Origin of the sequence: Methylobacterium sp. P1-11 (genome assembly GCF_008329595.1) — a bacterium.
GTDB lineage: Bacteria > Pseudomonadota > Alphaproteobacteria > Rhizobiales > Beijerinckiaceae > Methylobacterium.
In genome coordinates this window covers 1-24,385 of record NZ_NPKS01000031.1, presented here as the reverse complement: position 1 = coordinate 24,385, position 24,385 = coordinate 1, and the positions used below count along the sequence as shown (strand labels likewise).

Here is a 24,385-nt window from a genome sequence, read left to right as displayed (position 1 = left end):
CGGGGACAGAGGGCGCCTTGGCCGGATCCCCAGCCCGATGCGGTCTTGATTTCGTCGCGTTTTTGCTTAGCGCTTTATAGTCTCAGATTGTCGCTGTCCGGTGATTGGCGACGGAAGCGGTCAGGCTCTGGCGAATACGGCGTGGCGGTCCAGCTTATACGCCGTGCGGGTCGGTTCCACTTGTGCCCTTCCGTGCGGCCCGGCGGCGCTGAGGGCTGTCCGCCGGATCGGCGCGCCGCCGACCAAGCGGGAGGGGTTTTGAGTTCATGAGCACCGTTCGCCGATTTCTGGTCGCACCATCCCTGGTCCGTCTGATCCGCAAGGAACGGGGGGGCGCCCGGATTACCGAGGGTCATTTCGCCCCGCAGGGCGGTCGCGCCTCCTACGTGCGCGTCGACGGGCAGGTCTGTCAGTTGGTCCTGGTGAACAAGGGGCCGGACGGCATCCCGGTCGAGGAGCGCACCGACGTCCCGCGGGCCCATGGCGACGCGTTGCTCGACGTCTGCCCCGGCAAAGCCGCCTACGATCGCACCACCGTGAATGCCGGCGGTCGCGAAATCGCCATCGACCGCTACGTCACGCCCGGCAGCCTGGACCTGATCAGCATCGTCTTCGACAGCGACGGCGATGCCACCGCGTTCCAAGTCCCGAGCTGGTTCGGCCGGGAGGTCAGCAACGAGCCCGCCTTCGAGCGGCAGGCCCTCGCCATTCAGGGGGTGCCGGCTGCCGAGGAAGTGGCGCTGAGCAACGCCGCGCTAGACGCAGTCCTGGACCTGATCGAGCCCCGGTTCGGCTTCGGCCGCTACGGCGGCGGCAGCCGGACCTCCGAGTCTGACGAGGGTGCGTCGGGCGCCATGCGCCGGATCGTGACCCCGGCCGCCCCGCCCGCCGCGCCGGTCGTGGCGCCGCCGCCTCCGGAAGCCGCCGCGGCCGCCCCGCATCCGCCCGAGCCGGCTCCCGAGCATCACCCCGAGCCGGAGCCTCAGCCGGAAGCCGCACCCGCACCCGAGGTAGCCGCGCCCGCCGCCGAGACGCCCGCTGCGCATGCCGGCACCGGCGACAACCTGCACGGGGATGCCCGGATCGACGACGTGATCGAGAGCCTGTCCCAGGCGCTCGGCGCGGCGATCCACCAGCAGCCGGAGCCCGGCGCCGAGACCAAGGATGGGAAGAGCGAGGATCCCGCCTCGATGTTCGAGCGGTGGACCGTTCGCCCCCGCCGGACCCAGCAGCAGACCTGAGCCCTCGCAACACGAGGCGAGATTCTTTCGGGCCGCAGCGCAGATCGCGCTGCGGCCCGTCTGCGTCAGGGATCCGAAACGGATGGGCTTCGAGGCGCCGATCACTCACGCCGCGCCGCGACAGAAGGAGATTGCGGAAGACGCGTGTGTCCGTGTTTGTCAGACTAAAGAAGTCTTGCTGGCCGGGACTGACAGGTTTTTGTCATGGATGGTCCGCGGCAGATAAGCGTGCGGCCGTTGAGGCGCGGGATGATTGTCGCTAGCGTGCCCGCAAATCGGGAGGGTGCGCGGCAGTCGCACGGGATGGACATGGCACAGGCAATCCACGCGACGGCTCCCGCCGCAGCGCCCCGCGAGCCCTGGTACAAGGTGCTCTACATACAGGTCCTGATCGCCATCGCCCTGGGCGTGCTGCTCGGCTGGTACGATCCGGCCACCGGCAAGTCGATGAAGTGGCTCGGCGACGCCTTCATCGGCCTGATCAAGATGATGATCGCACCGATCATCTTCTGCACCATCGTCCACGGCATCGCGTCGATCGGCGACCTGAAGAAGGTCGGCCGCGTCGGCCTCAAGGCCTTGGTCTATTTCGAGGTGGTCTCCACCATCGCACTCCTGATCGGCGTTATCGTCGGCGAGGTGATCAAGCCGGGCGCCGGCTTCAACGCCGACCCGTCGAAGCTCGACGCAAGCAAGGTCGCGACCTATGCCAGCAAGGCGGCCGCCGATTCCACCGTCGCCCACATCCTGGCGATCATCCCGAAGAGCTTCCTCGACCCCTTCGCCACCGGCGACCTGCTGCAGGTGCTGCTGATCTCGATCCTCACCGGCGTCGTGGTGACGAATCTCGGCGATCGCGCGGCCTCGGTGAACCACGCGATCGACACCGCCGGCCAGATCTTCTTCCGGATCATCGGCATCATCGTGAAGCTCGCCCCCGTCGGCGCCTTCGGCGCCATGGCCTTCACGATCGGCGAGTACGGCATCCAGAAGGTCTATGACCTCGCGTGGCTGGTCGGCACCTTCTACATCACGGCGATCCTGTTCGTGCTGGTGGTACTCGGAACGATCGCCCGGGTGGCAGGCTTCTCGATCCTGCGCTTCCTCGCCTACATCAAGGACGAATTGCTGATCGTCGTCGGCACGTCGTCCTCCGAGACGGTGCTGCCGCAGCTCATGACCAAGATGCGCCGGCTCGGCGCCTCGGATTCGGTGGTCGGGCTCGTGGTGCCCACGGGCTACTCGTTCAACCTCGACGGCACCAACATCTACATGACGCTGGCGACGCTGTTCCTGGCGCAGGCGGTGGGCGTCGACCTCAACTTCACACAATACGCGACCATCATCCTGGTGGCGATGCTGACCTCGAAGGGCGCCTCGGGGGTCACCGGCGCGGGTTTCATCACCCTGGCGGCGACGCTGTCGGCAATCCCCAACAGCCCGGTTCCGGTCGCCGCCATGACCCTGGTGCTCGGCATCGACAAGTTCATGTCCGAGTGCCGCGCGCTCACCAACCTCGTGGGCAACGGTGTCGCTTGCGTGGTGGTCAGCCGCTGGGAGGGCGAGCTCGACGTCGCCAAACTCAACGAGGTGATGGCCCACCCGGTCGCCATCGGCACCCAAATCGCCGACGAGTCGCCGCAGCCGATGGGCACCGATAGCAAGGTCGCCGCCGCCGAGTGAGCGGGTCAGCCGTGGCAGGAACCGAGAATCGCCCGCGCCTCGGCATCGATCTCGGCGGCACCAAGATCGCCGGGATCGTGCTCGGCCGCGACGGTTCGACCCTGGCCCAGGCCCGGATACCCGCCCCACGCGGCGCCTACCGGGCGACCGTCGAGGCCGTCGCCGATCTGGTCCTCCGTCTCGAGGCCGGGTCCGACGCGCCCTGCAGCGTCGGCATCGGCATGCCGGGGAGCCTGTCGCCGGCCACGGGCCTCGTCCGCAACGCCAACTCGCACTGGCTCAACGGCCATCCCTTCGCGGCCGATCTCGAGGAGCGGCTGGAACGTCCCCTCCGGATCGAGAACGACGCCAATTGCCTAGCGGTATCCGAGGCGATCGACGGGGCCGGCGCCGGGGCCCACGTGGTCTGGGCGGTGATCCTGGGCACCGGCGTCGGCTCCGGCATCGCCCTCGACGGGCGGGTGCTGACAGGCCGCAACCGCATCGCGGGCGAATGGGGCCACGGTCCCCTGCCGGCGCCCCGCGACGATGAGCGGCCGGGTCCCGCCTGCTATTGCGGCCGCCGGGGCTGCGTCGAGACTTGGCTGTCCGGTCCGGGGCTCGCGGCGGATCACGCGCGGCGGCACGGCGGCAGCCCCACCGCCGAGGCGGTCGTCGTAGAAGCGCGGGCCGGCGGCCGGGAGGCGCAGGAGACGCTCGCCATTCACATCGAGAGGCTCGGGCGCGCGGCCGCCCAGGTGGTGAACCTGCTCGACCCGGATGTGATCGTGATCGGCGGTGGCCTGTCGCGGATCCCGGAACTGATCGACGGCCTGCCGGCAGCGATCGCCCCCCATGTCTTCTCCGACACGTTCGACACCCCGGTGCGGGCGAGCCTGCACGGCGACGCATCGGGCGTGCGCGGGGCGGCATGGCTGTGGGAGGCGGAGGCCGTCTGAAGCCGATCGGGCAGTGCCGCTCACAGAGACGTCGCTTGCGGGCCCGAAGGGGGCAGGGCAGGACGGCAGCGCCGTAGCCCCGAACCCCGATGATCGTCCGCACCCGGCCCAACCTGCTAACCCTGCTGTTCACCCTGCGCGGCTCGATCCTGCCGCGGGTGGCGCCCAAGCTCGCGGGGATCGTCGCGGTCTCCTGCGCGGTGGTGTGGGCGGAGTCGCGCTGGCCCGAGCTGTTCCCGATCACCGCGGGGGTCACGCCGTTCACGGTGGTCGGCCTCGCTCTCTCAATCTTCCTGAGCTTCCGCAACAACGCCTGCTACGAGCGTTGGTGGGAGGCCCGGAAGCACTGGGGCAACCTGATCGGCGAGGTGCGCAACCTCGCCCGCGCCCTCCCGGCCCTGCTGCCGGAGCGTGAGGCAGCGGTCCAGCTCCGGCGCCTGTCGGCCTTCGCGCACGGGCTCCATGCCCGCCTGCGTGACCTCGACGAGGCTGCCGCGGTGGATCGGATGAGCCCCGGATCGGACCTGTCGGGCCCAAATCCCACCGACTCGGTCCTGGCCGCCATCACCCGCGACCTCGCCTTGCTGACGCGCGGGGGCCAGCTCAGCGACATCCAGTTCGGCATCCTCGAAGCCCGGATCGACGCGCTGTCGGGCGTGCACACCGCCTGCGAGCGGCTCGCCAACACGCCGCTCCCCTTCGCCTACACCCTCTTGGTGTACCGGACCGCATGGCTCTATTGCCTGCTCCTGCCGGTGGGTCTCACGGGCTCTCTGGGCTGGGCGACCCCGGTCGTGGTGGCGCTCGTGGCCTACACGTTCTTCGGCCTCGACGCCCTCGGGGACGAACTCGAGGAGCCGTTCGGCACCGAGCCCAACGACCTGCCTCTCGACGCCCTGGTCCGCGCCGTGGACCGCATCGTCCATCACGCTCTCGGCGAGCCGATGCCCGAGGCCCTGGCACCGGACGGGTGCTGGCTGCGCTAGCCGCCTACCCGTTCCAGGCGCGCAGCACGGGCTCGGTGCGGTCGTGCTCGTAGCCGAGCACCGAGACGCTGGCAGTGCAGAGGACGAGAAGCGCGCCGCCCTCCGGCTCCAGGCCGATCCAGCGCGCGGCGAGCACCCGCAGGAAGTGCGCGCTGGAGAACACGACGAGGTCGTCGTCGCGGGCGCGAGCCCGGGCGATGACCCGGTCCGCCCGGGCGCCGACGGCCGCCGCGGTCTCGCCCTCGGGGCAGCCGTCGCGGAACAACCGCCAATCCGGCCGCTCGGCCAGGATCGCCTTCGTGGTCCGGCCCTCGTAGGCGCCGTAATCCCATTCCGCGAGATCCGGATCGATGACGCGGCGGCCGCCGAAGCCCGCCAGCGCGCAGGTCGTGGCCGCTCGGCTCGACGGGCTCGACCAGACCTCCGCGTAGGCGCGCACCGCCAAGCGCGGGGCGAGGGCACGCGCCGCGGCCTCGCCTTCCGGGGTCAAGGGGATGTCGCTGCGCCCGGTATGCTGACCCGACCGGCTCCAGGCGGTCTCGCCGTGGCGAACCAGCGTGATCCGCGGGAACGGGCTCTCGGACATGCGCGCCTCCTGGGCTCGCGGTCCGCGGCCCTGCCATCAACCCTGCCAACAACGCGGCCGCCGCGCTCCGGTCTCATCGGCTCGGCAAAACCGTCTCGAGCGGTCTCAAGATCGCGCTTGCACCCGAACCGAAACGGACATAAACATATCTTTATGTCTATTGAACGCAGGCAAGAAGCGGGGGCGATCCCCTTTCCGGAAGCCCTAGGCGTCCTGCGTGCCGCCGCGGAGGAGACGCGCCTGCGCATCTTGGCGCTGCTCGTCGAGGGGGAGCTGTCGGTCTCCGATCTGACCGACATCCTCGGCCAGTCGCAGCCGCGGATCTCCCGGCACCTCAAGCTCCTGGTGGAAGCCGGGCTGGTCGAGCGCCATCGCGAAGGGGCCTGGGCGTTCTTCCGGCTGTCCGATGCCCGCGCCGGCTTGGCGGATCCGCTCCTGTCCGGCCTCGACCGGACCGCGCCGCCGCTCTCGGAGGACCGCGCCCGGCTCGACGCCGTCCGAGCCCAGCGGGCGGAGGCGGCCACAACCTTCTTCGCGCGGCTGGCGCCCAAATGGGACGAGCTGCGCTCCCTGCACGTACCCGAGGCGATCGTGGAGGCGTCGGTGCTCGACGCACTGGGCGACCGCCCCATCGGCAGCCTGATCGATCTCGGCACCGGTACCGGCCGCATGCTCGGCCTGCTGGCGCCCCGGGCCAGCCGCGCGACCGGGCTCGATTCGAGCCACGCCATGCTGTCCGTCGCCCGCGCCAACCTGGAGCGCCAGGGCCTCGCGCGGGTGGACCTGCGGCAGGGCGACATTCACGCGCCGCCCTTCGCGCGGGCGAGCTTCGACCTCGTGGTGGTCCATCAGGTGTTGCATTATCTCGACGACCCGGCCCGGGCTCTGCGCGGCGCCGCGCGCCTCGTGGCACCGGGTGGCCGCCTCTTGGTGGTGGATTTCGCGCCGCACGAGCTCGAGTTTCTGCGCACGGGCCAGGCCCATCGCCGGCTCGGCTTCTCGGCCGATCAGGTCTCCGGCTGGCTCGCCGAAGCCGGGCTCGCCACGGTGGCCACCCGCGATCTGGCGCCGCGCGAGTCAGGCCAGCTCACCGTCACCCTCTGGCTGGCCCAGGATGGGCTGGCCGACGCCGACACAGAACAGCCTCAGCGCGCCGTCGCCTGAGACACTGACCTCCGCAGACTTCGTCTGAACCGACCGACATAGAGGACGAGACCCCGATGCGCCGCTCCACCCACCGCGCCAGCCGCGACGGCTACCACCCGATCCGCGTCTCGATCGAGTTCTTCCCGCCGAAGACCGACGAGATGGAGAAGATCCTCTGGAACTCCATCGAGCGCCTCGCGCCGCTGCAGCCGAGCTTCGTCTCGGTGACCTACGGGGCCGGGGGTTCGACCCGGGAGCGCACCCACAACACGGTCGCCCGGATGGTCCGCGAGACCGGCCTCAAGCCCGCCGCGCACCTCACCTGCGTCGACGCCTCCCGCGAGGAGATCGACGCGGTGGTCCAGTCCTACTGGGACGCGGGCGTTCGCCACATCGTGGCTCTGCGCGGCGACCCGGCCGAGGGCGTCGGCCACGCCTACCGGCCGCATCCGGAGGGCTACGCCTCGACCGCCGAGCTGGTGGCGGGGATCAAGCGGATCGGCGACTTCAAGGTCTCGGTCTCGGCCTATCCCGAGAAGCATCCCGAGGCGGCCTCCCTCGACGCCGACATCGACGCCCTGAAGGCCAAGGTCGATGCCGGGGCCGATCAGGCGATCACCCAGTTCTTCTTCGAGAACGAGATCTACCTGCGCTACCTGGAGAAGGTCCGGGCTGCCGGGATCACGATCCCCATCATCCCGGGTATCCTGCCGGTGCAGAACTTCAAGCAGGCGGCGAACTTCGCCCGCCGCACCGGCGCGTCAGTGCCCTACTGGCTGGCCGCCCGGTTCGAGGGATTGGAGAACGACGTCGAGACCCGCCGGCTCGTGGCGGGCGCGGTGGCGGCCGAGCAGGTGCTCGATCTCGTGGACGAGGGCGTCAACGACTTCCACTTTTACTCGATGAACCGCTCGGATCTGGTCTACGCGATCTGCCACCTGCTCGGCCTGCGCGCGCAGGCACCGAAGCTGGCGGCGGCGAAGGCGGCGGCTTAACTTTTGAGGCCGCGCTTGATGCCCCCGATCCGTCATCGCGAGCGCAGCGAAGCAACTCAGGGCAGCGCGACGTCCGTTAGCGTGGCGCTGCTGGATTGCTTCGCTCCGTTCGCAAAGACAGGGACGTTTCCGCGCCGATGGCACGGAAGCGTCTGAGTAGGACGAAATTTTTCACCCTCCTGAGGTGCTGCGGCAGCGGTCTCGAAGGAGGGCTCCAGGGAACACCGAGATAGCTGGAAGCCTCCTTCGAGGCCTCCGCTTCGCTCCGGCACCTCAGGATGAGGTGATCTGACAGGACGCATGATGACCGCTTTTGCCCCCGTCGACGGCACCGAGATCGCGAAGGCCCTGCGCCAGCGCGCGGCGGAGAAGATCCTCGTCCTCGACGGGGCGATGGGCACCGTGATCCAGCGGCTCAAGTACTCGGAAGAGGATTTTCGCGGAGACCGGTTCAAGGATCACGGCCACGATCAGAAGGGCAACAACGACCTCCTGATCCTGACCCAGCCGGACGCGATCCGTCAGATCCACCTCGACTACTTCCTGGCCGGCGCCGACGTTTGCGAGACCAACACCTTCTCGGGCACTACCATCGCCCAGGCCGATTACGGCATGGAGTCGATCATCCACGAGCTGAACGCCGAAGGAGCGCGGCTCGCCCGGGAGGCGGCCAAGCTCGCTGAAGAGAAGGATGGGCGGCGCCGCTTCGTGGCCGGCGCCATCGGCCCGACGAACCGCACCCTGTCGATCTCGCCGGACGTGAACAACCCGGGCTTCCGGGCTGTGACCTTCGATCAGGTCAAGCAGGCCTATGTCGAGCAGGTCCGCGGCCTGATCGACGGCGGCGCCGAGCTGATCCTGATCGAGACCATCTTCGACACGCTCAACGCCAAAGCTGCGGTGGCGGCGGCGTGGCAGGCCTTCGACGAGACCGGCATCCGCCTGCCGATTCAGATCTCCGGCACGATCACGGATCTCTCGGGCCGCACCCTGTCGGGCCAGACCCCGGCGGCCTTCTGGCACTCGCTGCGGCATTCCGATCCGCTGACCTTCGGCCTCAATTGCGCGCTCGGCGCCCGCGAGATGCGTGGTCACATCGCCGAGCTGTCGCGGATCTGCGACACGCTGGTCTGCGCCTACCCGAATGCCGGCCTTCCCAACGAGTTCGGCCTCTACGACGAGAGCCCGGAGGCGATGGGCAAGCTGGTCGGCGAGTTCGCCGAATCCGGCCTCGTCAACATGGTCGGCGGCTGCTGCGGCACAACGCCCGACCACATCCGCGCCATCGCGGAGGCGGTCGCCGGCAAAGCGCCGCGGCCGATCCCCGAGATCCCGCGCCTGATGCGGCTCTCCGGCCTGGAGCCCTTCGTGCTGACGAAGGAGATCCCCTTCGTGAACGTCGGCGAGCGCACGAACGTCACGGGCTCGGCCAAGTTCCGCAAGCTCATCACCAATGGCGACTACGCGGCTGCGCTGGACGTCGCCCGCGATCAGGTCGCGGCTGGCGCCCAGGTGATCGACGTCAACATGGACGAGGGCCTGCTCGACTCCCAGAAGGCGATGGTCGAGTTCCTCAACCTCGTCGCCGCCGAGCCCGACATCGCCCGGGTGCCGGTGATGGTCGATTCCTCGAAGTTCGAGGTGATCGAGGCGGGCCTGAAGTGCATCCAGGGCAAGCCGATCGTGAACTCGATCTCCATGAAGGAGGGCGAGGAGAAGTTCATCGAGGCCGCCAAGGTCTGCCGCTCCTACGGCGCCGCCGTAGTGGTGATGGCCTTCGACGAGCAGGGGCAGGCGGATTCCTACGAGCGCAAGGTCGAGATCTGCACCAAGGCCTACCGGATCCTGACCGAGCAGGTCGGCTTCCCGCCCGAGGACATCATCTTCGACCCGAACATCTTCGCGGTCGCCACCGGCATCGAAGAGCATAACGGCTACGGCGTCGCCTTCATCGAGGCGACCCGCACGATCCGCGAGACCCTGCCGCACGCCCACATCTCGGGCGGCGTCTCGAACCTGTCTTTCGCGTTCCGCGGCAACGAGCCGGTGCGCGAGGCGATGCACGCGGTGTTCCTGTTCCACTGCATCAAGGCCGGCATGGACATGGGCATCGTCAATGCAGGCCAGCTCGCCGTCTACGACGAGATCCCGGCCGAGCTCCGCGAGCTCTGCGAGGATGTCGTCCTCAACCGCCGCGACGATTCCACCGAGCGCCTGCTGGAGGCGGCCGAGCGGTTCAAGACCGGCGCCTCGGCCCAGGCCAAGACCGCCGACCTGTCCTGGCGCGAGGCCCCGGTCGGGAAGCGCATCGAGCACGCGCTGGTCAACGGCATCACCGAGTACATCCTGGCCGACACCGAGGAGGCGCGGCAGGGCGTGGAGCGCCCGCTCCACGTGATCGAGGGCCCGCTGATGGCCGGCATGAACGTGGTCGGCGACCTGTTCGGCTCAGGAAAGATGTTCCTGCCGCAGGTGGTGAAGTCCGCCCGCGTGATGAAGCAGGCGGTCGCCTATCTCGAGCCCTACATGGAGGCCGAGAAGCTCGCCAATGGCGGCGACGGCAAGCGCCAGGCCGCCGGCAAGGTGCTGATGGCCACCGTGAAAGGCGATGTCCACGACATCGGCAAGAACATCGTCGGCGTCGTGCTGGCCTGCAACAACTACGAGATCATCGACCTCGGCGTGATGGTGCCGGCCGCCAAGATCCTGGACACCGCCAAGCGCGAGAAGGTCGACATCGTCGGCTTGTCCGGGCTGATCACGCCCTCGCTCGACGAGATGGTCCACGTGGCCGGCGAGATGGAACGCGAGGGCTTCGACGTGCCGCTGCTGATCGGCGGCGCCACCACGAGCCGCGTTCACACGGCGGTGAAGATCCACCCGGCCTATGCCAAGGGCCAGGCGGTCTACGTCACCGACGCGAGCCGGGCTGTTGGCGTGGTGTCGAGCCTGATCTCCAAGGAGACCCGCGGCGCCACGATCGAGAAGGTCCGGGCCGAGTACGCCAAGGTCGCCGACGCCCACAAGCGCTCGGAGGTCGACAAGCAGCGGCTGCCGCTCGCCAAGGCGCGGACCAATGCCTTCAAGATCGACTGGTCGGGCTACAAGCCGGCCAAGCCGACCTTCACCGGCACCCGGGTCTACGGCTCCTACGAAGTCGCCGACCTCGTGCCCTACATCGACTGGACGCCGTTCCTGCAGACCTACGAGTTCAAGGGCCGCTTCCCGGCGATCCTGGACGATCCGGAGCAGGGCCCGGCCGCCCGCGCGCTCTACGAAGATGCGCAGGCGATGCTGAAGCAGATCGTGGCGGAGCGCTGGTTCAACCCGAAGGCGGTGATCGGCTTCTGGCCGGCCAACAGCGTCGGCGACGACATCGCGCTCTACACCGGGGAGAGCCGGTCGGAGCGGCTCGCCACCTTCCACGGCCTGCGCCAGCAGCTCTCGAAGCGCGACGGGCGCGCCAATACCTGCCTGTCGGACTTCGTGGCCCCAGCCGAGACCGGCATCGCCGACTACATCGGCGGCTTCGTGGTCACGGCCGGCCTGGAGGAGGTGCGGATCGCCGAGCGCTTCGAGCGGGCGAACGACGATTACCGGGCGATCCTCGTGAAGGCGCTGGCCGACCGCATCGCCGAGGCCTTTGCCGAGCGCATGCACGAGCGGGTGCGCAAGGAGTTCTGGGGCTACGCGCCCGAGGAAGCCTACGCCCCCGAGGAGTTGATGAAGGAAGATTACGCCGGGATCCGCCCGGCCCCGGGCTACCCGGCCCAGCCCGACCACACCGAGAAGTCGACGCTGTTCGACCTGCTGAAGGCCGAGAGCCGGATCGGCGTGAAGCTCACCGAGTCCTACGCCATGTGGCCGGGCTCCTCCGTGTCAGGAGTCTATATCGCCCACCCGGAGGCGCACTATTTCGGCGTCGCCAAGGTGGAGCGGGATCAGGTCGAGGATTACGCCGCCCGCAAGGGCATGGACATCCGCGAGGTCGAGCGCTGGCTCGGACCGATCCTGAACTACGACCCGGCGCGATATCTGGCGCAGGCTGCGGAGTAGGGGCAGGGCTGACCGCACCACAAGACCATCCGGTCTTAGGCCGCACGCGTCCCGTCTCCCATGCGGGAGACGGGACGCAACGCGCGCCCTCAGCAGGTCCCCGCACCCCGCGTATTCACGTACAGCGAATAGACCGAGTGCGTGGACGTCATCAGCAGCAGGTTGCGGTTGACGCCACCGAAACACAAGTTGGCGCAGCGCTCCGGCAGGCGGATGCGGCCGATCAGCTTGGCCTGCGGCGACAGCACGATGACCCCGTCCTCGGCCTCGCTCATCCCCCAGCCGCACCAGAGATTGCCGTCGACATCGACGCGGAATCCGTCCGGCGTGCCGGTGCCGGCGTCGTAGAAGACGCGGCCGTTGGCGGTCTTCGTGCCGTTCTCGACTACGTCGTAGACGCGGATCAGGCGGTTCGGCTTGGCGCGGGCCTCGATGACGTAGAGCTTCGATTCGTCCGGCGAGAAGCACAAGCCGTTCGGCCCCGCCACGCCTTCGACCGCGACGCTGGCTTGCCCGGTCTTCGGATCGATCCGGTAGACGTTGCCGGGAAGCTCCGGCGCGGCCATCGCCTCGTGCGGGTTCGGCCCGAAGGCCGGGTCGGTGAACCAGATCGCGCCGTCGGAGTGGCAGACCACGTCGTTCGGCGAGTTCAGCGGCTTGCCGTCGAACCGGTCGAGCAGCGTGGTGAGGCTGCCGTCGTGCTCGGTCCGGGTCACGCTGCGGGTCTTGTGCTGGCAGGTGATCAGCCTGCCCTGCCGGTCGCGGGTGTTGCCGTTGGCGTAGTTCGACGGCTTGCGGAACACCGAGAGCGTGCCCGAGGCCTCCTCCCATTTCATGATCCGGTCGTTGACCACGTCGCTGAACAGCAGCGATCCCATGTCGCCGAACCAGACCGGCCCCTCGGCCCAGCGGAAGCCCGTGGCGACCCGCTCGACCGTCGCGGAGGCGAGCCGGTACTTGGCGAAGGCCGGATCGAGGATCTCGACGGATGGATCCGGCACCCGCTGCGACGGTTCCCACCCGGCTCCGGCCGCTCGCGCGGCACCGAGCAGGGCCGCTCCGGCGAGCAGACCCCGGCGTGCGATCATGACCATGGTACCTCCCCGTGGTGTGGCCCGCCGCCTGTAGCCGACGGCTTGGGCCGGTCAGTGAATCTCGGGTTCCGGAATACCGCCGGCGCCCTCCAGAAAATCGAAATCGCAACCCTCGTGCGCCTGCCGCACGTGCTGCGCGAACAGACGGTTGTAACCACGCGGATAGGCCCGGTCCGGCGGCACGAAGGCCTTGACCCGCGCGGCGATCTCGGCCGCGTCGAGGTGCAGGTGGATCCGCCGCCCGGGCACGTCCACCGTGATGCGGTCGCCGTTGCGCACCGCCGCCAGCGGACCGCCCGCGGCCGATTCCGGCGCGACGTGCAGGATGCAGGCGCCGTAGCTGGTGCCGCTCATCCGGGCATCCGAGATGCGGACCATGTCGCGCACGCCCCGCCGGAGCAGGACCTTGGGGATCGGCAACATGCCCCATTCCGGCATGCCGGGGCCACCGATCGGGCCAGCATTGCGCAGGACCATCACGTGGTCGGGTGTGACGTCGAGGTCGAGGTCGTTCACCGCCGCGCTCATCGCGTCGTAGCTGTCGAAGACCAGCGCGGGACCGGTATGGCTCAGGAGCCGCGGCTCGGCGGCCGGCGGCTTGATCACGCAGCCGTCCGGGGCGAGGTTGCCGTAGAGGATCGCGGTCCCGCCCATGGCGACGATCGGCCGGTCGAGGGGGCGGATCACGTCGTCGTTGAAGACCTTCATGCCGGCGAGCCCGTCGCCGATCGTGCCGCCGGTGACCGAGCGGGCGTCGAGGTGGAGGAGGGGGGACAGGCGCACCATCAGCGCCCGGATGCCGCCGGCGATGTGGAAATCCTCCATCAGCCACTGACCCGAGGGCCGGAGATTGGCGATCACCGGCACCTTCTGGGCGAACTCGTCGAACTCGGTGAGCTTGACCGGGATGCCGGCGCGGCCCGCCATGGCCACGAGGTGGATCATCGCGTTGGTTGAGCCGGCCAGCGCGTTATGGACCACCAGCGCGTTGTCGATGGAGCGCCGGTCGAGGATGTCGGAGGGCTTCAGGTCCTCCCAGATCATCTCGACGATCCGCCGGCCGCAGGCGCCGGCCATGCGCGGATGGTCTGCGTCGGCCGCCGGAATCGAGGCCGAGCCGGGCAGCGACAGCCCCAGGGCCTCGGTGATCGACGTCATGGTCGAGGCCGTTCCCATGGTCATGCAGGTGCCGGCGGAGCGGGCGATGCCCGCCTCCATGTCGTTCCACTCCTGCGTGGTGATGTTGCCGGCCTCCTTCTCAGCCCAGTACTTCCAGACGTCGGAGCCCGAGCCCAGGATCGTCCCGCCGAAATGCCCGCGCATCATGGGCCCCGCCGGCAGGAAGATCATCGGCAGGTTCATGGAGATGCCGCCCATCACCGTGCCGGGCGTGGTCTTGTCGCAGCCGCCCATCAGCACCGCGCCGTCCACGGGATGCTGGCGCAGCAGCTCCTCCACCTCCATGGCCAGGAGGTTGCGGTAGAGCATCGTGGTCGGCTTGACGAAGTTCTCCGACAGCGAGAGCGCCGGCAACTCGATCGGGAATCCGCCCGCCTGCCAGACGCCGCGTTTCACCTGCTCCACGCGCTCGCGGAAATGCTGGTGGCAGGGGTTGATATCGCTCCAGGTGTTGATGATGCCGACGATCGGCTTGGCGCTGAAATCCGCCCGCTCGTAGCCCATCTGGAGCATGCGGGAGCGGTGGCCGAAGCTGCGCAGGTCGGTGGCGCCGAACCAGCGCTGGCTGCGCAGGTCGTCCAGGGTCTTCTTGCGCGCGGTCATCGCTCTGTCTCCGGCCTCACGCGCGGTCGAATGGGCCGCCGGCAGGCCGGGCGGCACGGAGGCGTTCAGCGTCCGGTGCGTTCCCGCCAGGCGGCGAAGTCGGTGAGGCTCTGTTCGTCGGTGGCAGGGTAGAGGCCGAGGATCGAGCGCCCCTTGCGCACCTCCTCGGTCACGAAATCCTCGTAGGCGGTCATCTCGACGGCCTCGTCGGCAACCGCTTCGGCGAGATGGGCCGGGATCACCGCGACGCCGTCGCCGTCGCCGACGATGACGTCTCCGGGGAAGACCGGCGCGTCACCGCAGCCGATCGGCACGTTGACGTCGATGGCCTGATGGATGGTGAGATTCGTCGGCGCCGAGGGACGCACATGGTAGGTCGGCATCTCGAGTTGCGCGATCTCGGCGGCATCGCGGAAGCCACCGTCGGTGACGAGCCCGGCGCAACCTCGCACCATCAGGCGGGTGGCCAGGATCGACCCGGCGGAGGCCGCCCGCGCATCCTTGCGGCTGTCGATCACCATCACGGCGCCGGGCGGACACTCCTCCACGGCCTTGCGCTGCGGATGCGCGCGGTCCCGGAATACGGTGATGGGGTTCAGATCCTCGCGGGCCGGGATGTAGCGCAGGGTGAACGCCTCGCCGACCATCGTGGCGCCGCCGGCCTTCAAGGGACGCACGTCCTGGATCATCTGGTTGCGGAAGCCGCGCTTGTAGAGGGCGGTCATCAGCGTTGCCGTGCTGACCGACTTCAGCTTGGCGCGCGTCTCGGCGGACAGCCCGGCCATACGTAACTCCTCCCTGGGACCCGGTCTGCGCGATCGTGATCGATGACGATCACGCGCCGCTTGGGCCGAATTTGGTTTCGGCCTCTGCTGGACAGCGACTGATATCCCAGGTCTTGAGTAGCACGGTGCGCAGCGCCATTGTCAACCAGCGCGGGTTGCGACGGACATGGTTTGATATCGACGAGGAAGCTCTTGGCCGGATTGGGATTTGCGGGCAGCGGACAGGCGCCACCGGAGGACACGCGCAGGCCGCGCTCGCTCGCCGAGACCGCCTACGACGCCATCGAGCAGATGATCATCAGCCGCCGCCTCGCCCCGGGCGCCATGGTCTCCGAAGGCGAACTCGGCGCGGAACTGGGTCTCGGCCGGACTCCGGTCCGTGAAGCATTGGCGCGGCTCAAGACGATCGGATTCGTGGAAGTCCATCCGCGGCGCGGCGTCCTCGTCACCCAGGTCGACATCATCAAGCATCTCGAATTGCTGGAGGTGCGCCGTCCCCTCGACGAGACGGTGGCGCGCTGCGTGATCGCGCGCGGCACGGAGGAGGACATGGCGCGCCTTCTGGACCGCGTCGCCGGCCTGCGGGACGCCGCGCAGGCCCGCGATCGGGAGGCCTATTTCCAGCACAAGCGCGCCCTGCACGAGGGCTTGGTCGGCGCCGCCTACAACCCGACCCTGACCGGCACCATGACGCCGCTCCACGCGCAGTCGCGCCGGTTCTGGTACACCTACGAGCCGACCGCGAGCTTCGTGGATTGCGCCGGGATCCACGCGGACATCCTGTCCGGACTCGCGGCGCGGGACGAGGCGGCAGCCCTTGCCGGAATCGGGGCGCTGTTCGACTTTCTCGACCGGATGACCCGCCGGGCCCTCGACCGGCGTCCCCTCGTCTGACAGTCTGATCACCTCGAACCCGCCCCTATCCTGACCTGAGATATCAGATGCATCTCAGCTGCGGGAGGAACGGTGGCTGATCCTAGCTAAAGAGTCGGGACGCGGCTCGAGCGCCAGGGAGAAACGTCTTGAGCGGATTGCCCCCACGCACCGGCGCGCAGGTGCTCGTCGACCAACTCCGCGCGCAGGGGATCGAGCGCGTGACCTGCGTTCCCGGGGAAAGCTACCTCGCGGTGCTCGATGCCCTGCGCGACAGCGGCATCGACGTGCTGGTCTGCCGGCAGGAGGGCGGCGCGGCGATCATGGCCGAGGCCGCCGGCAAGCTCACGGGCCGCCCGGGAATCTGCTTCGTCACCCGGGGCCCTGGCGCCACCAACGCTTCCGCCGGCGTGCACATCGCACGCCAGGATTCGACGCCGATGATCCTGTTCGTCGGTCAGATCGCTCGGCAGATGCGGGACCGCGAGGCCTTCCAAGAAGTCGATTACCGGCAGATGTTCGGCGGCGTCGCCAAGTGGGCGGTGGAGATCGATGACGCCGCGCGCATCCCGGAGATCCTGGCCCGGGCCTTCCGGGTCGCAATGCAGGGCCGCCCAGGCCCCGTCGTTGTCGCTCTGCCGGAAGATATGCTCGACGACGTTGCGGCCGTGTCCGACGCGCCGCACGTCGTCCCGGCCGCGCCGGCTCCGTCGGGGGACGATGTCGCGCGCCTGCGGTCGATGCTGGCGGAGGCGCGGCGGCCGGTGGTGCTGCTCGGCGGCTCCCGCTGGACGCAGAGCGCCGTCGCCGCGCTGGCCGCCTGGGCCGAGCGCCACGATCTGCCGGTGGCGGTCTCGTTCCGGCGGGCGCAGCTCTTCCCCGCCGACCACCCGAACTTCGCGGGTGAACTCGGGATCGGGCCGAACCCGGCGCTGCTCGCCCGGATCAAGGAGGCCGACCTGCTGCTGATGGTGGGCGGGCGCCTCTCCGAGATGCCGGCGCAATCCTACGGCCTGCTCGGCATCCCTGATCCTGGGCTGCCGCTGGTTCACGTCCATGCCGACGTGGCGGAGCTCGGCCGCGTCTACCAGCCGGCACTGGCGATCGAGGCGGCGCCCGAGACCTTCTGCGCCGTCCTGCCGGATTTCGTCCCGACCGGGAGCGGGCGGGCCGCCCAGGCCCACGCCGCCTATCGCGCGTGGTCTGAGACGCCGGAGCCGAAGCCCGGCGCGTTCCAGTACGGGGAAGCGATCACGTGGCTGCGCGAGCGGCTGCCGCCGGACGCGGTGATCTGCAACGGCGCCGGCAACTTCGCCACCTGGGTCCACCGCTACTACCGGTTCCGCGCCTTCGGCACGCAGCTCGCACCGACCTCGGGCTCGATGGGCTACGGCCTGCCCGCGGCCGTGATGGCCAAGCGCAGCCATCCAGAGCGGATCGTCGTTGCGCTCGCGGGCGACGGCGACGTGATGATGACCGTGCAGGAATTTGCCACCGCCGTGCAATACGGGATCGCCATCGTGGTGGTCGTGCTCGACAATGGCATGTACGGCACGATCCGGATGCATCAGGAGCGCGAGTATCCCGGCCGCGTCTCGGCGACAGAGCTTCGCAATCCCGATTTTGCAGCGCTCGCCCGCGCCTGCGGCGGCCACGGCGAGTTCGTGGAGCGCACCGCTGAATTCGCCTCCGCCTTCGAGCGCAGCCTCGCCTCCGGACTGCCGGCGATGATCCATTGCCGCGTTGATCCCGAGGCGCTCACCCCGACCATGACCCTCGCGGCTATCCGCGAGAAAGCCCTGGCGGCACAGCGGGGCTGATTGCCCGTCGCGCGTCCGTCCCGGTGCGGCCCGCCCGCACCCAAACGAAGAGGAGCAGCTCATGACCCTGCGCGGCGAGAACCTGATCGGCGCCGAGGCGCGGCGCGGCACCGAGTCGGCCTTCCGGGCCGTCGCGGCGGCCACTGGCGAAACCTTGGAGCCGGATTTCCCGGGCGCGAGCCGGAGCGACCTGGACCGGGCCTGCGCGCTCGCCGAGGCCGCCTTCGACACCTACCGCGAGACCGATCCTGAGGCGCGGGCCGGCTTCCTTGAGGCGATTGCCGCGAACATCCTAGAAATCGGGGACGATCTCGTCACCCGCTGCATGGCCGAGACGGGGCTGCCCCGGCCGCGGATCGAAGGCGAGCGCGCCCGGACCGTGGGCCAGCTGCGCCTGTTCGCCGGCGTGGTCCGCGAGGGCAGCTCCGTCGAGGTGCGGATCGATCCGGCCCTGCCGGACCGCAAGCCGCTGCCCCGGCCGGATCTGCGCCTGCGCCGGATCGCCGTCGGCCCGGTGGCAGTGTTCGGCGCCTCGAACTTCCCGCTCGCCTTCTCGGTGGCGGGGGGCGACACCGCCTCGGCCCTGGCGGCAGGCTGCCCGGTGGTGGTCAAGGCGCATCCCGCCCATCCCGGCACCTCGGAGCTCGTCGGCCGCGCCATCCAGAAGGCGGTAGCTTCCTGCGGTCTGCCCGAGGGGACTTTCTCGCTGCTGTTCGATGCCGGTCAGTCGATCGGGCAGGGGCTGGTGGCCGATCCCCGGATCGCCGCCGTGGGCTTCACGGGCTCGCGCCGGGGCGGCACCGCCCTGATGGCGATTGCGGCCGGGCGCCCGACGCCCATCCCGGTCTATGCCGAGATGAGCAGCATCAACCCGGTGCTGCTGTTCCCCGGCGCGCTGGCCAAGCGAGGCGCAGAGATCGGCAAGGCCTTCGCGGCCTCGCTGACGCTGGGTGCCGGACAGTTCTGCACCAATCCTGGCCTGATCCTGGCACTCCCCGGCCCGGGCCTCGACGCCTTCCTGGAGGCGGCCGGCGCGGCCCTGCAGGAGAGCCCGGCCGCGACCATGCTCACGCCCGGCATTCAGCGCGCCTACCGCGAGGCCGTCGCGCGAGTGGCCGGCCACGCCGCCGTGACCCGTATCGCAGAGGGTGCGGAGGGTGGGGCAATCCAGGGCCGGGCCACCCTGTTTGCCGCGGACTCGGACGTGTTCCTGGCGGATCCCGAGCTGCAGGAGGAGATGTTCGGCGCGTCAGGTCTCGTGGTGCGCTGCGCGGATTTCGACGCGATGCGGTCGGTCCTGGAGCATCTGGAGGGGCAACTCACGGCCTCGCTGCATCTCGTGCCGGAGGACCACGCGGCCGCACGGGAACTGCTGCCGCTCTTGGAGCGCCGTGTCGGCCGCATCCTGGTGGACGGCTTCGGGACCGGGGTCGAAGTGGCGCACGCGATGGTCCATGGCGGTCCCTATCCGGCGACCTCGGATGGGCGGACAACCTCGGTGGGCAGTCTCGCGATCGACCGATTCCTGCGGCCCGTGAGCTACCAGGACTTTCCCGACGCCCTGCTGCCGGCGGCGCTTCAGGCCGCCAATCCGCTGGGGCTTCCCCGGCGGATCGACGGCGTGCCCGAGCACCGCTGAGCCACGGCGGGCGGGCCGATCAGCCGTGATCCACGGCTTGCCAGGGGAGAGCGCGGCGTCTAGACAGCGTCCGCTCACCTTGGGGCGTCGCCAAGTGGTAAGGCAGCGGTTTTTGGTACCGCCATTCCCAGGTTCGAATCCTGGCGCCCCAGCCAAATTTTCCAAGTAAAACAGCACCTTCGAGACCCGGACATAACGGACACACCGGAACAGAAGGTGTTTTTCGGCGGCACAAAAGCCGGCACAGTCCCGAATGGCCAAAGAGATCCCCAGCGTCGGCGACCTGCGCCGCAAGTCCGAGATGACGGTTGAGGAGATCGAAGCGGCCACGGCAGCCTACCTGAAGGACGACACCGCGAAGCCGTTCGCCCTCAACTTGGGCAACACTATCGACATGGCCAAGGACATCGAGATGCACCCTCAGGCCCAAGAAGCTGCTGGCCGACGAAGCGAGCACACCCGGCCTTCGCCGCACGATGGTGAAGACCGCCGTCATCATGGGCCTTCCGGTACCGAGATGAGCGACGTGCCCGATCAGAAACGGAAGACGATCGCTGACAGCGTGCTGGCTCGGCTCAGTACCTTTGCGCTCGGCGTCGGCCTGTACGAGGGAATCGCGCGCAGCATCGTCGAGAAGGCGGTTGCCGACATACCGGAGGCCTCCGTCGAGCAGATCGCGACCGCGGCTCGCATGATGATGCTGTTCGTGTCGGGCTGAGAGGCGGTCATGGTCCGAACCGCGATCCTGCAGGCCCATCCGGTGAAGGGATGAGCGAGACCGATCCTGATCTCGAGGCGACGGCCGAACGCCTGAAGGAGCGCTTGAGCGGCTTCGCGCAGGGAATCGGGATGAGCGGGACGGAAGCGCGCCAGATCATCGATCGCGTGATCGCGTCCGAGCCTTCAGCCGGTGACGGGGACCTGATGGCCAAGGCGCGCACCTGGATGCTGATCGCGCTGGGGTAGCGGCATGCCGAACGCGCCATCGCCTTGAGGCGCCCGGCCGCGCCGAGACATCCGCCCGCGTATCCTGGACACGCTCACATCCGAGCCGTCTACCGCCACCGAGATCGCCGAGCGCGATGGGCTGCCCGGCCGGGAGCGCGCCATACGCGCCGCCCGGGCCGCAGAGCGCCTGGAGGCCGACGGATTGGCGATCAGCCGAACGCGGCGGAACTCGAGGCGGTGGCGGTCCGTGGAGGCCGCTCCCGCAACTCCATAGTTCGCGCGCTGACCCCATGGAGGTAATGCCGCTTTCGGCCCGATACAGTCACTCAGCTGCCTCTGACGAGATCCCGTAAGCGGACGCTGCGGGATTCTCGGGCCGTTCGCATGAGGGCACGTTACCGGAGCGACGCGGCCCCCCATGTTCCCTGAGGCCCATTATGCGCCCCGGGAAGGCCTGTTTTCAGGCTGCCGATGTGGCCGAGGCTATTAGTAGCCTTAAAATTATTAGCGTCGCTTTAGAAGGCGAACGCCGGCTCTGTCTCGTGAATGATCTGCGATAATGGAGGCCCTGAATTCAGTCGGCGTTTGTCCGAACCGCTCCTTGAAGCGGCGAGAGAAATGCGCTTGGCTGACAAATCCACAATGATATGCAATGAGGCCGACCGGCATGACGGAATTGGCCACGTCGGCCAGCTTCGCATGAGCCAATTGCAGTCGGCGTTCCCCCATCCAATCCATCAGCGAGATATTTTCCGCGCTGGCAACCTCCTGAAGGCGTCGGACCGACAAGTTGAGCGCAGCCGCTACATCCTCCATTGATAGGCCCTCTGCTCCGATATGGTCGGCGATGAAGGTCTGCGCGCGATCGAGGAGCGCTGCGCCGCTCAAAGATTGAGGCGGGTCTTGTTCCATTCTCTCCCCGAAACCGGCTGCAATGAGTTCAACGGCGACAGCGGCCATGCGAGCTTTGCGCGCCGGAGTGAGAAATGTACTGTGCTCTATGAGCGATTGCAGATACGATGAAATTATCGGAAATGTTGTCTGCGCCGGATCAAGGGTTAATCCCACGACATGCTTGACTGGACCGATCGCATTTTCAAAAACGGTACGAGGGATAAAGACATTAATAATGTCTAATCCTTCAGGGTGGGCGCCCAAAAATGGCTGAACGTTGTTGAGCAGAGAAATTCCACCCAGTGTAGATTGTCGATGTGGCCCGTGCGATAGATTGAATCGGCGCTGAGACTGAAGTATCACCAAATAAGAGTCATTGTCGACGGATTTGATGTGGGACTTCTTTCAATCCATTGCGTGAGGCGAACCGGAATAATGACCTATTGTTAGATTATCTACAGAGAGCATACTGAATTTTGCATGAAAATATTTCGCTTTATGGCCTGTAAATTCAAAATCTCCAATAAGTTCCCGGCACGCATGCTCCCAATATTCAAAACGCGCCTGCTGTGGCACGTCATCCGTGCTCAGATGCACAGTTGCGAATCGAGAAATGTCGCGCATACCAACAAATTTTGAAATGGATTCAAGTATATCTCCGGGGTTTCTTTTCATAATATATGTGGCATTGATTTCGCAGTTTTTTGGCTACTGCTGTGATGGCTGCGTATTAAGCATTCGCAGAGATTGAATTCGATAAAACTCCAACGCGCTTGTCCCAACATCCTACCCTAGGCTTCGGGCTGAGTTCCCACAATACTCATGTACGAGGCGATACATAACGACGAGCGGCAATGAAATCGAATTAAGTACAAATTCTTGTGCAACACGTAAATTTTTCGACGCGATTTTCTAAAAAATGAGACTCATGATATTTTGATATGTGCAATCTCTGTAATAAACGAGACTGTATTGATATAGAAGCGTCTTTGAATATCCAGTGTGGCAAATTGCCGATCGTTCGTCACGGCCGGCAGGGCCAGCAGTCAACATGAACGACTGCATCGACAGGCCGGACACAAGACTGCACCCGACCAAGGCGTCAGAAGCGCAATTCGCCACTTGCAATGCGGGAGCCATCCACACAGGACATTGCCTCTGCTTTTGCTAATCCGCCTTGAAGAGCGATAGGGACTCCAGGTGCCTTCAATGCGGTGCCGATGATGATCCGTGGTTGAAGGGCCAAGGGCTGCCAGGCCTCAGCGCGGCCCATGAAAATCCCTCAGGGTATCAGAGGCTCTTCTTCCGCCTCCATATGGAACCCGACGAGATCGTTAGGTCCAAAACTCAGCGTCAACGGCAAGTCCGCGGCGTCGCGACCATAGGCGACCAGGATCCGACCGACAGGTGAGCTGTTGTTGCGCGGATCAATGTGTGCCGATGGCCGCCGAGATAGACTTCCGTCCAGGCAGTAACATCGCCGGGCGCATGTGGAAGCGGCAGGCCGATGTCGCTGACGTAACCGCTACATTAGCGTGCCGGGATGTTATAACAGCGGCTGAACGCGATCTTTAGATGCGCATAGTCACGACAGACGTCTTGCCGCTCTTCGAATGCGTCGAAGGCTGTCCGCGTTGCTCGCGCATGTTCGTATCCGAAGATGATCCGCTCGTGGACGTAGCCGCAGATCGCCTGCACACGCCCCCCAGCCTGGTGGTACGCGCCTGAACAGATCCCAAGCAATCGATGGCAGGCCGTCGGTCACACAATACTGACTGCCGATCCTCGACGGCAATCTCCCGGGGCGTCAAACGCATGCGTTTCACCGCAGGCAGGGTCTCGCACAATCGTATCGATCTTCAGGGTGAAGCGGCCGGCCGGGGGAACCATACGGCTGCACCATTTCCCGAAGCTATCGCGGTAGCCGTCGACAGGCAAAGCGGGGTCGTAAGCAGGTCGTTGGGCCGTTCAAGATCCGAAAAGCGCGATGTGTGGACGTTGAGCGTCGCGAGATGGGGTGGGGTGGGGGAGTTCGTTGGTCATCTCGCAGCCGACGAGACTGCGCGCATGGGCGTTGTCCTCAGGAGCAACTGCGGGATCGGCGTCGGCCCCCACGGCGCCGTAAGCCCCAGACCGCATCACTGTGCGAGCCGGCGACCTCGATCGAGGTGAGATGGCGCGGATCACAGGAGCTCTGCAGGCTCAGCGCGCCCGCTCGACCGACGGGGCGCCGGCCCATGCGACCCGGCCAGCGTTGCGCGAGGATACCCCCCAACGAACCGACCTACGGCTCGCCGAAGAGCTTCCTGAGTTCATTCGGCAGGTCAGAAATCCATGCCGCCCATACCGCCCATACCGCCGCCGGCAGGCATGGCAGGAGCCTCCTGGCGCGGAGCCTCGGAGATCATCGCCTCGGTGGTCACCAGCAGGCCGGCGACCGAAGCCGCCCCCTGAAGGGCAGCGCGGACGACCTTGGCCGGGTCGACGATGCCGGCCTGGAGCATATCGACGTACTCTTCGGTCTGGGCGTTAAAGCCGTAGGTTGCCGAGGCATTGGCCAGGATCTTGCCGACCACGATCGAGCCCTCGACACCCGAGTTCTGGGCGATCTGACGGATCGGGGCCTCAAGCGCCTTCAGCACGATCTTGATGCCGGCCTGGACATCCGGGTTGTCGTTCGAAAGGCCCTGAACGGCCGCCTTGGCGCGCAGCAGCGCCGTACCGCCGCCCGGGACGATGCCTTCCTCGACCGCCGCGCGGGTGGCGTGCAGCGCGTCGTCGATGCGGTCCTTCTTCTCCTTGACCTCGACCTCGGTCGAACCGCCGACGCGGATCACCGCGACGCCGCCCGCGAGCTTGGCCAGACGCTCCTGCAGCTTCTCACGGTCGTAGTCCGAGGTGGTCTCCTCGATCTGCGCC

General features: G+C 67.5%; 19 protein-coding genes, 1 tRNA gene and 1 pseudogene. 13 read left to right on the top strand and 8 right to left on the bottom strand.

The window, feature by feature from the left end:
- Positions 1-266: 266 nt before the first annotated feature.
- From CIW48_RS25315 to CIW48_RS25300, 4 genes are all read left to right on the top strand, one after another.
- Positions 267-1,241 carry a hypothetical protein gene (locus tag CIW48_RS25315; RefSeq protein WP_149313220.1) on the top strand — a complete coding sequence of 325 codons (975 nt, stop codon included), beginning with the start codon at positions 267-269 and terminating at the stop codon, positions 1,239-1,241.
- Positions 1,242-1,550: 309 nt separating this feature from the next.
- Positions 1,551-2,924, top strand: a complete 1,374-nt coding sequence (locus tag CIW48_RS25310; RefSeq protein ID WP_091782316.1) for a dicarboxylate/amino acid:cation symporter — start codon at positions 1,551-1,553, stop codon at positions 2,922-2,924.
- An 11-nt stretch (positions 2,925-2,935) separates the two neighbouring features.
- The gene (locus CIW48_RS25305; RefSeq protein ID WP_149313219.1) at positions 2,936-3,862 is read left to right on the top strand and encodes an ROK family protein; all 927 of its coding nucleotides are present in this window, start codon (positions 2,936-2,938) and stop codon (positions 3,860-3,862) included.
- An 89-nt stretch (positions 3,863-3,951) separates the two neighbouring features.
- The gene (locus CIW48_RS25300) at positions 3,952-4,848 is read left to right on the top strand and encodes a bestrophin family protein (protein ID WP_149313218.1); all 897 of its coding nucleotides are present in this window, start codon (positions 3,952-3,954) and stop codon (positions 4,846-4,848) included.
- A 4-nt stretch (positions 4,849-4,852) separates the two neighbouring features.
- On the opposite strand, the gene CIW48_RS25295 is transcribed toward CIW48_RS25300, so the two are convergent.
- The gene (locus tag CIW48_RS25295) at positions 4,853-5,434 is read right to left on the bottom strand and encodes a histidine phosphatase family protein (RefSeq protein ID WP_149313217.1); all 582 of its coding nucleotides are present in this window, start codon (positions 5,432-5,434) and stop codon (positions 4,853-4,855) included.
- Between the two features lie 153 nt (positions 5,435-5,587).
- On the opposite strand from CIW48_RS25295, the gene CIW48_RS25290 reads away from it, so the two are divergent.
- From CIW48_RS25290 to metH, 3 genes are all read left to right on the top strand, one after another.
- The gene (locus tag CIW48_RS25290; protein ID WP_149313216.1) at positions 5,588-6,598 is read left to right on the top strand and encodes a metalloregulator ArsR/SmtB family transcription factor; all 1,011 of its coding nucleotides are present in this window, start codon (positions 5,588-5,590) and stop codon (positions 6,596-6,598) included.
- Positions 6,599-6,654: 56 nt separating this feature from the next.
- On the top strand, positions 6,655-7,575 hold the full coding sequence (metF, locus tag CIW48_RS25285; protein ID WP_149313215.1) for a methylenetetrahydrofolate reductase [NAD(P)H]: 921 nt from the start codon (positions 6,655-6,657) through the stop codon (positions 7,573-7,575).
- Positions 7,576-7,878: 303 nt separating this feature from the next.
- Complete coding sequence (gene metH, locus CIW48_RS25275) at positions 7,879-11,631, top strand: methionine synthase (RefSeq protein ID WP_149313214.1); 3,753 nt, start codon at positions 7,879-7,881, stop codon at positions 11,629-11,631.
- Between the two features lie 89 nt (positions 11,632-11,720).
- Here the strand turns inward: metH and CIW48_RS25270 are convergent, their stop codons facing one another.
- The 3 genes from CIW48_RS25270 to CIW48_RS25260 form a co-directional block, all read right to left on the bottom strand.
- A complete protein-coding gene (locus CIW48_RS25270) occupies positions 11,721-12,725 on the bottom strand; it encodes an SMP-30/gluconolactonase/LRE family protein (protein WP_149313213.1) in 1,005 nt (334 codons plus the stop codon).
- A 51-nt stretch (positions 12,726-12,776) separates the two neighbouring features.
- Positions 12,777-14,507 carry an L-arabinonate dehydratase gene (gene araD, locus CIW48_RS25265; RefSeq protein WP_149313212.1) on the bottom strand — a complete coding sequence of 577 codons (1,731 nt, stop codon included), beginning with the start codon at positions 14,505-14,507 and terminating at the stop codon, positions 12,777-12,779.
- A 65-nt stretch (positions 14,508-14,572) separates the two neighbouring features.
- The gene (locus CIW48_RS25260; RefSeq protein WP_149313211.1) at positions 14,573-15,292 is read right to left on the bottom strand and encodes a ribonuclease activity regulator RraA; all 720 of its coding nucleotides are present in this window, start codon (positions 15,290-15,292) and stop codon (positions 14,573-14,575) included.
- 192 nt (positions 15,293-15,484) lie between these two features.
- Between CIW48_RS25260 and CIW48_RS25255 the strand changes: the two genes are divergently transcribed.
- From CIW48_RS25255 to CIW48_RS25225, 6 genes are all read left to right on the top strand, one after another.
- Complete coding sequence (locus tag CIW48_RS25255; protein ID WP_149313210.1) at positions 15,485-16,186, top strand: GntR family transcriptional regulator; 702 nt, start codon at positions 15,485-15,487, stop codon at positions 16,184-16,186.
- A 128-nt stretch (positions 16,187-16,314) separates the two neighbouring features.
- Positions 16,315-17,985, top strand: a complete 1,671-nt coding sequence (locus CIW48_RS25250; RefSeq protein WP_149313209.1) for a thiamine pyrophosphate-binding protein — start codon at positions 16,315-16,317, stop codon at positions 17,983-17,985.
- 61 nt (positions 17,986-18,046) lie between these two features.
- Positions 18,047-19,624 carry an aldehyde dehydrogenase (NADP(+)) gene (locus CIW48_RS25245; protein ID WP_149313208.1) on the top strand — a complete coding sequence of 526 codons (1,578 nt, stop codon included), beginning with the start codon at positions 18,047-18,049 and terminating at the stop codon, positions 19,622-19,624.
- A gap of 80 nt (positions 19,625-19,704) precedes the next feature.
- Positions 19,705-19,779: transfer RNA gene (locus CIW48_RS25240), tRNA-Gln, on the top strand.
- A gap of 98 nt (positions 19,780-19,877) precedes the next feature.
- Positions 19,878-20,342, top strand: coding sequence for a hypothetical protein (locus CIW48_RS34270; RefSeq protein ID WP_246695416.1), 465 nt, complete (start codon positions 19,878-19,880; stop codon positions 20,340-20,342).
- A gap of 50 nt (positions 20,343-20,392) precedes the next feature.
- Positions 20,393-20,590, top strand: a complete 198-nt coding sequence (locus CIW48_RS25225) for a hypothetical protein (protein ID WP_149313206.1) — start codon at positions 20,393-20,395, stop codon at positions 20,588-20,590.
- 486 nt (positions 20,591-21,076) lie between these two features.
- On the opposite strand, the gene CIW48_RS25220 is transcribed toward CIW48_RS25225, so the two are convergent.
- The 4 genes and pseudogenes from CIW48_RS25220 to CIW48_RS25205 form a co-directional block, all read right to left on the bottom strand.
- Complete coding sequence (locus CIW48_RS25220) at positions 21,077-21,829, bottom strand: AraC family transcriptional regulator (protein ID WP_246695418.1); 753 nt, start codon at positions 21,827-21,829, stop codon at positions 21,077-21,079.
- Positions 21,830-21,871: 42 nt separating this feature from the next.
- Positions 21,872-22,141 carry a hypothetical protein gene (locus CIW48_RS25215; RefSeq protein ID WP_149313204.1) on the bottom strand — a complete coding sequence of 90 codons (270 nt, stop codon included), beginning with the start codon at positions 22,139-22,141 and terminating at the stop codon, positions 21,872-21,874.
- 607 nt (positions 22,142-22,748) lie between these two features.
- Positions 22,749-23,509 (bottom strand): annotated as a pseudogene (locus tag CIW48_RS25210) (transglutaminase family protein).
- Between the two features lie 281 nt (positions 23,510-23,790).
- Positions 23,791-24,385: TCP-1/cpn60 chaperonin family protein (locus CIW48_RS25205; RefSeq protein WP_281407388.1), on the bottom strand; the 595-nt coding region annotated here is incomplete at its 5' end.

What these genes read in the sequence shown, in the direction of transcription:
- CIW48_RS25215 (WP_149313204.1), bottom strand. Translation starts at nt 22,141, where the DNA reads ATGAAAAGAAACCCCGGAGATATACTTGAATCCATTTCAAAATTTGTT.
- CIW48_RS25315 (WP_149313220.1), top strand. Translation starts at nt 267, where the DNA reads ATGAGCACCGTTCGCCGATTTCTGGTCGCACCATCCCTGGTCCGTCTG.
- araD (WP_149313212.1), bottom strand. Translation starts at nt 14,507, where the DNA reads ATGACCGCGCGCAAGAAGACCCTGGACGACCTGCGCAGCCAGCGCTGG.
- metF (WP_149313215.1), top strand. Translation starts at nt 6,655, where the DNA reads ATGCGCCGCTCCACCCACCGCGCCAGCCGCGACGGCTACCACCCGATC.
- CIW48_RS25270 (WP_149313213.1), bottom strand. Translation starts at nt 12,725, where the DNA reads ATGGTCATGATCGCACGCCGGGGTCTGCTCGCCGGAGCGGCCCTGCTC.
- CIW48_RS25260 (WP_149313211.1), bottom strand. Translation starts at nt 15,292, where the DNA reads ATGGCCGGGCTGTCCGCCGAGACGCGCGCCAAGCTGAAGTCGGTCAGC.
- CIW48_RS25295 (WP_149313217.1), bottom strand. Translation starts at nt 5,434, where the DNA reads ATGTCCGAGAGCCCGTTCCCGCGGATCACGCTGGTTCGCCACGGCGAG.
- CIW48_RS25300 (WP_149313218.1), top strand. Translation starts at nt 3,952, where the DNA reads ATGATCGTCCGCACCCGGCCCAACCTGCTAACCCTGCTGTTCACCCTG.
- CIW48_RS25310 (WP_091782316.1), top strand. Translation starts at nt 1,551, where the DNA reads ATGGCACAGGCAATCCACGCGACGGCTCCCGCCGCAGCGCCCCGCGAG.
- CIW48_RS25225 (WP_149313206.1), top strand. Translation starts at nt 20,393, where the DNA reads ATGAGCGAGACCGATCCTGATCTCGAGGCGACGGCCGAACGCCTGAAG.
- CIW48_RS34270 (WP_246695416.1), top strand. Translation starts at nt 19,878, where the DNA reads ATGGCCAAAGAGATCCCCAGCGTCGGCGACCTGCGCCGCAAGTCCGAG.
- CIW48_RS25245 (WP_149313208.1), top strand. Translation starts at nt 18,047, where the DNA reads ATGACCCTGCGCGGCGAGAACCTGATCGGCGCCGAGGCGCGGCGCGGC.
- metH (WP_149313214.1), top strand. Translation starts at nt 7,879, where the DNA reads ATGACCGCTTTTGCCCCCGTCGACGGCACCGAGATCGCGAAGGCCCTG.
- CIW48_RS25290 (WP_149313216.1), top strand. Translation starts at nt 5,588, where the DNA reads ATGTCTATTGAACGCAGGCAAGAAGCGGGGGCGATCCCCTTTCCGGAA.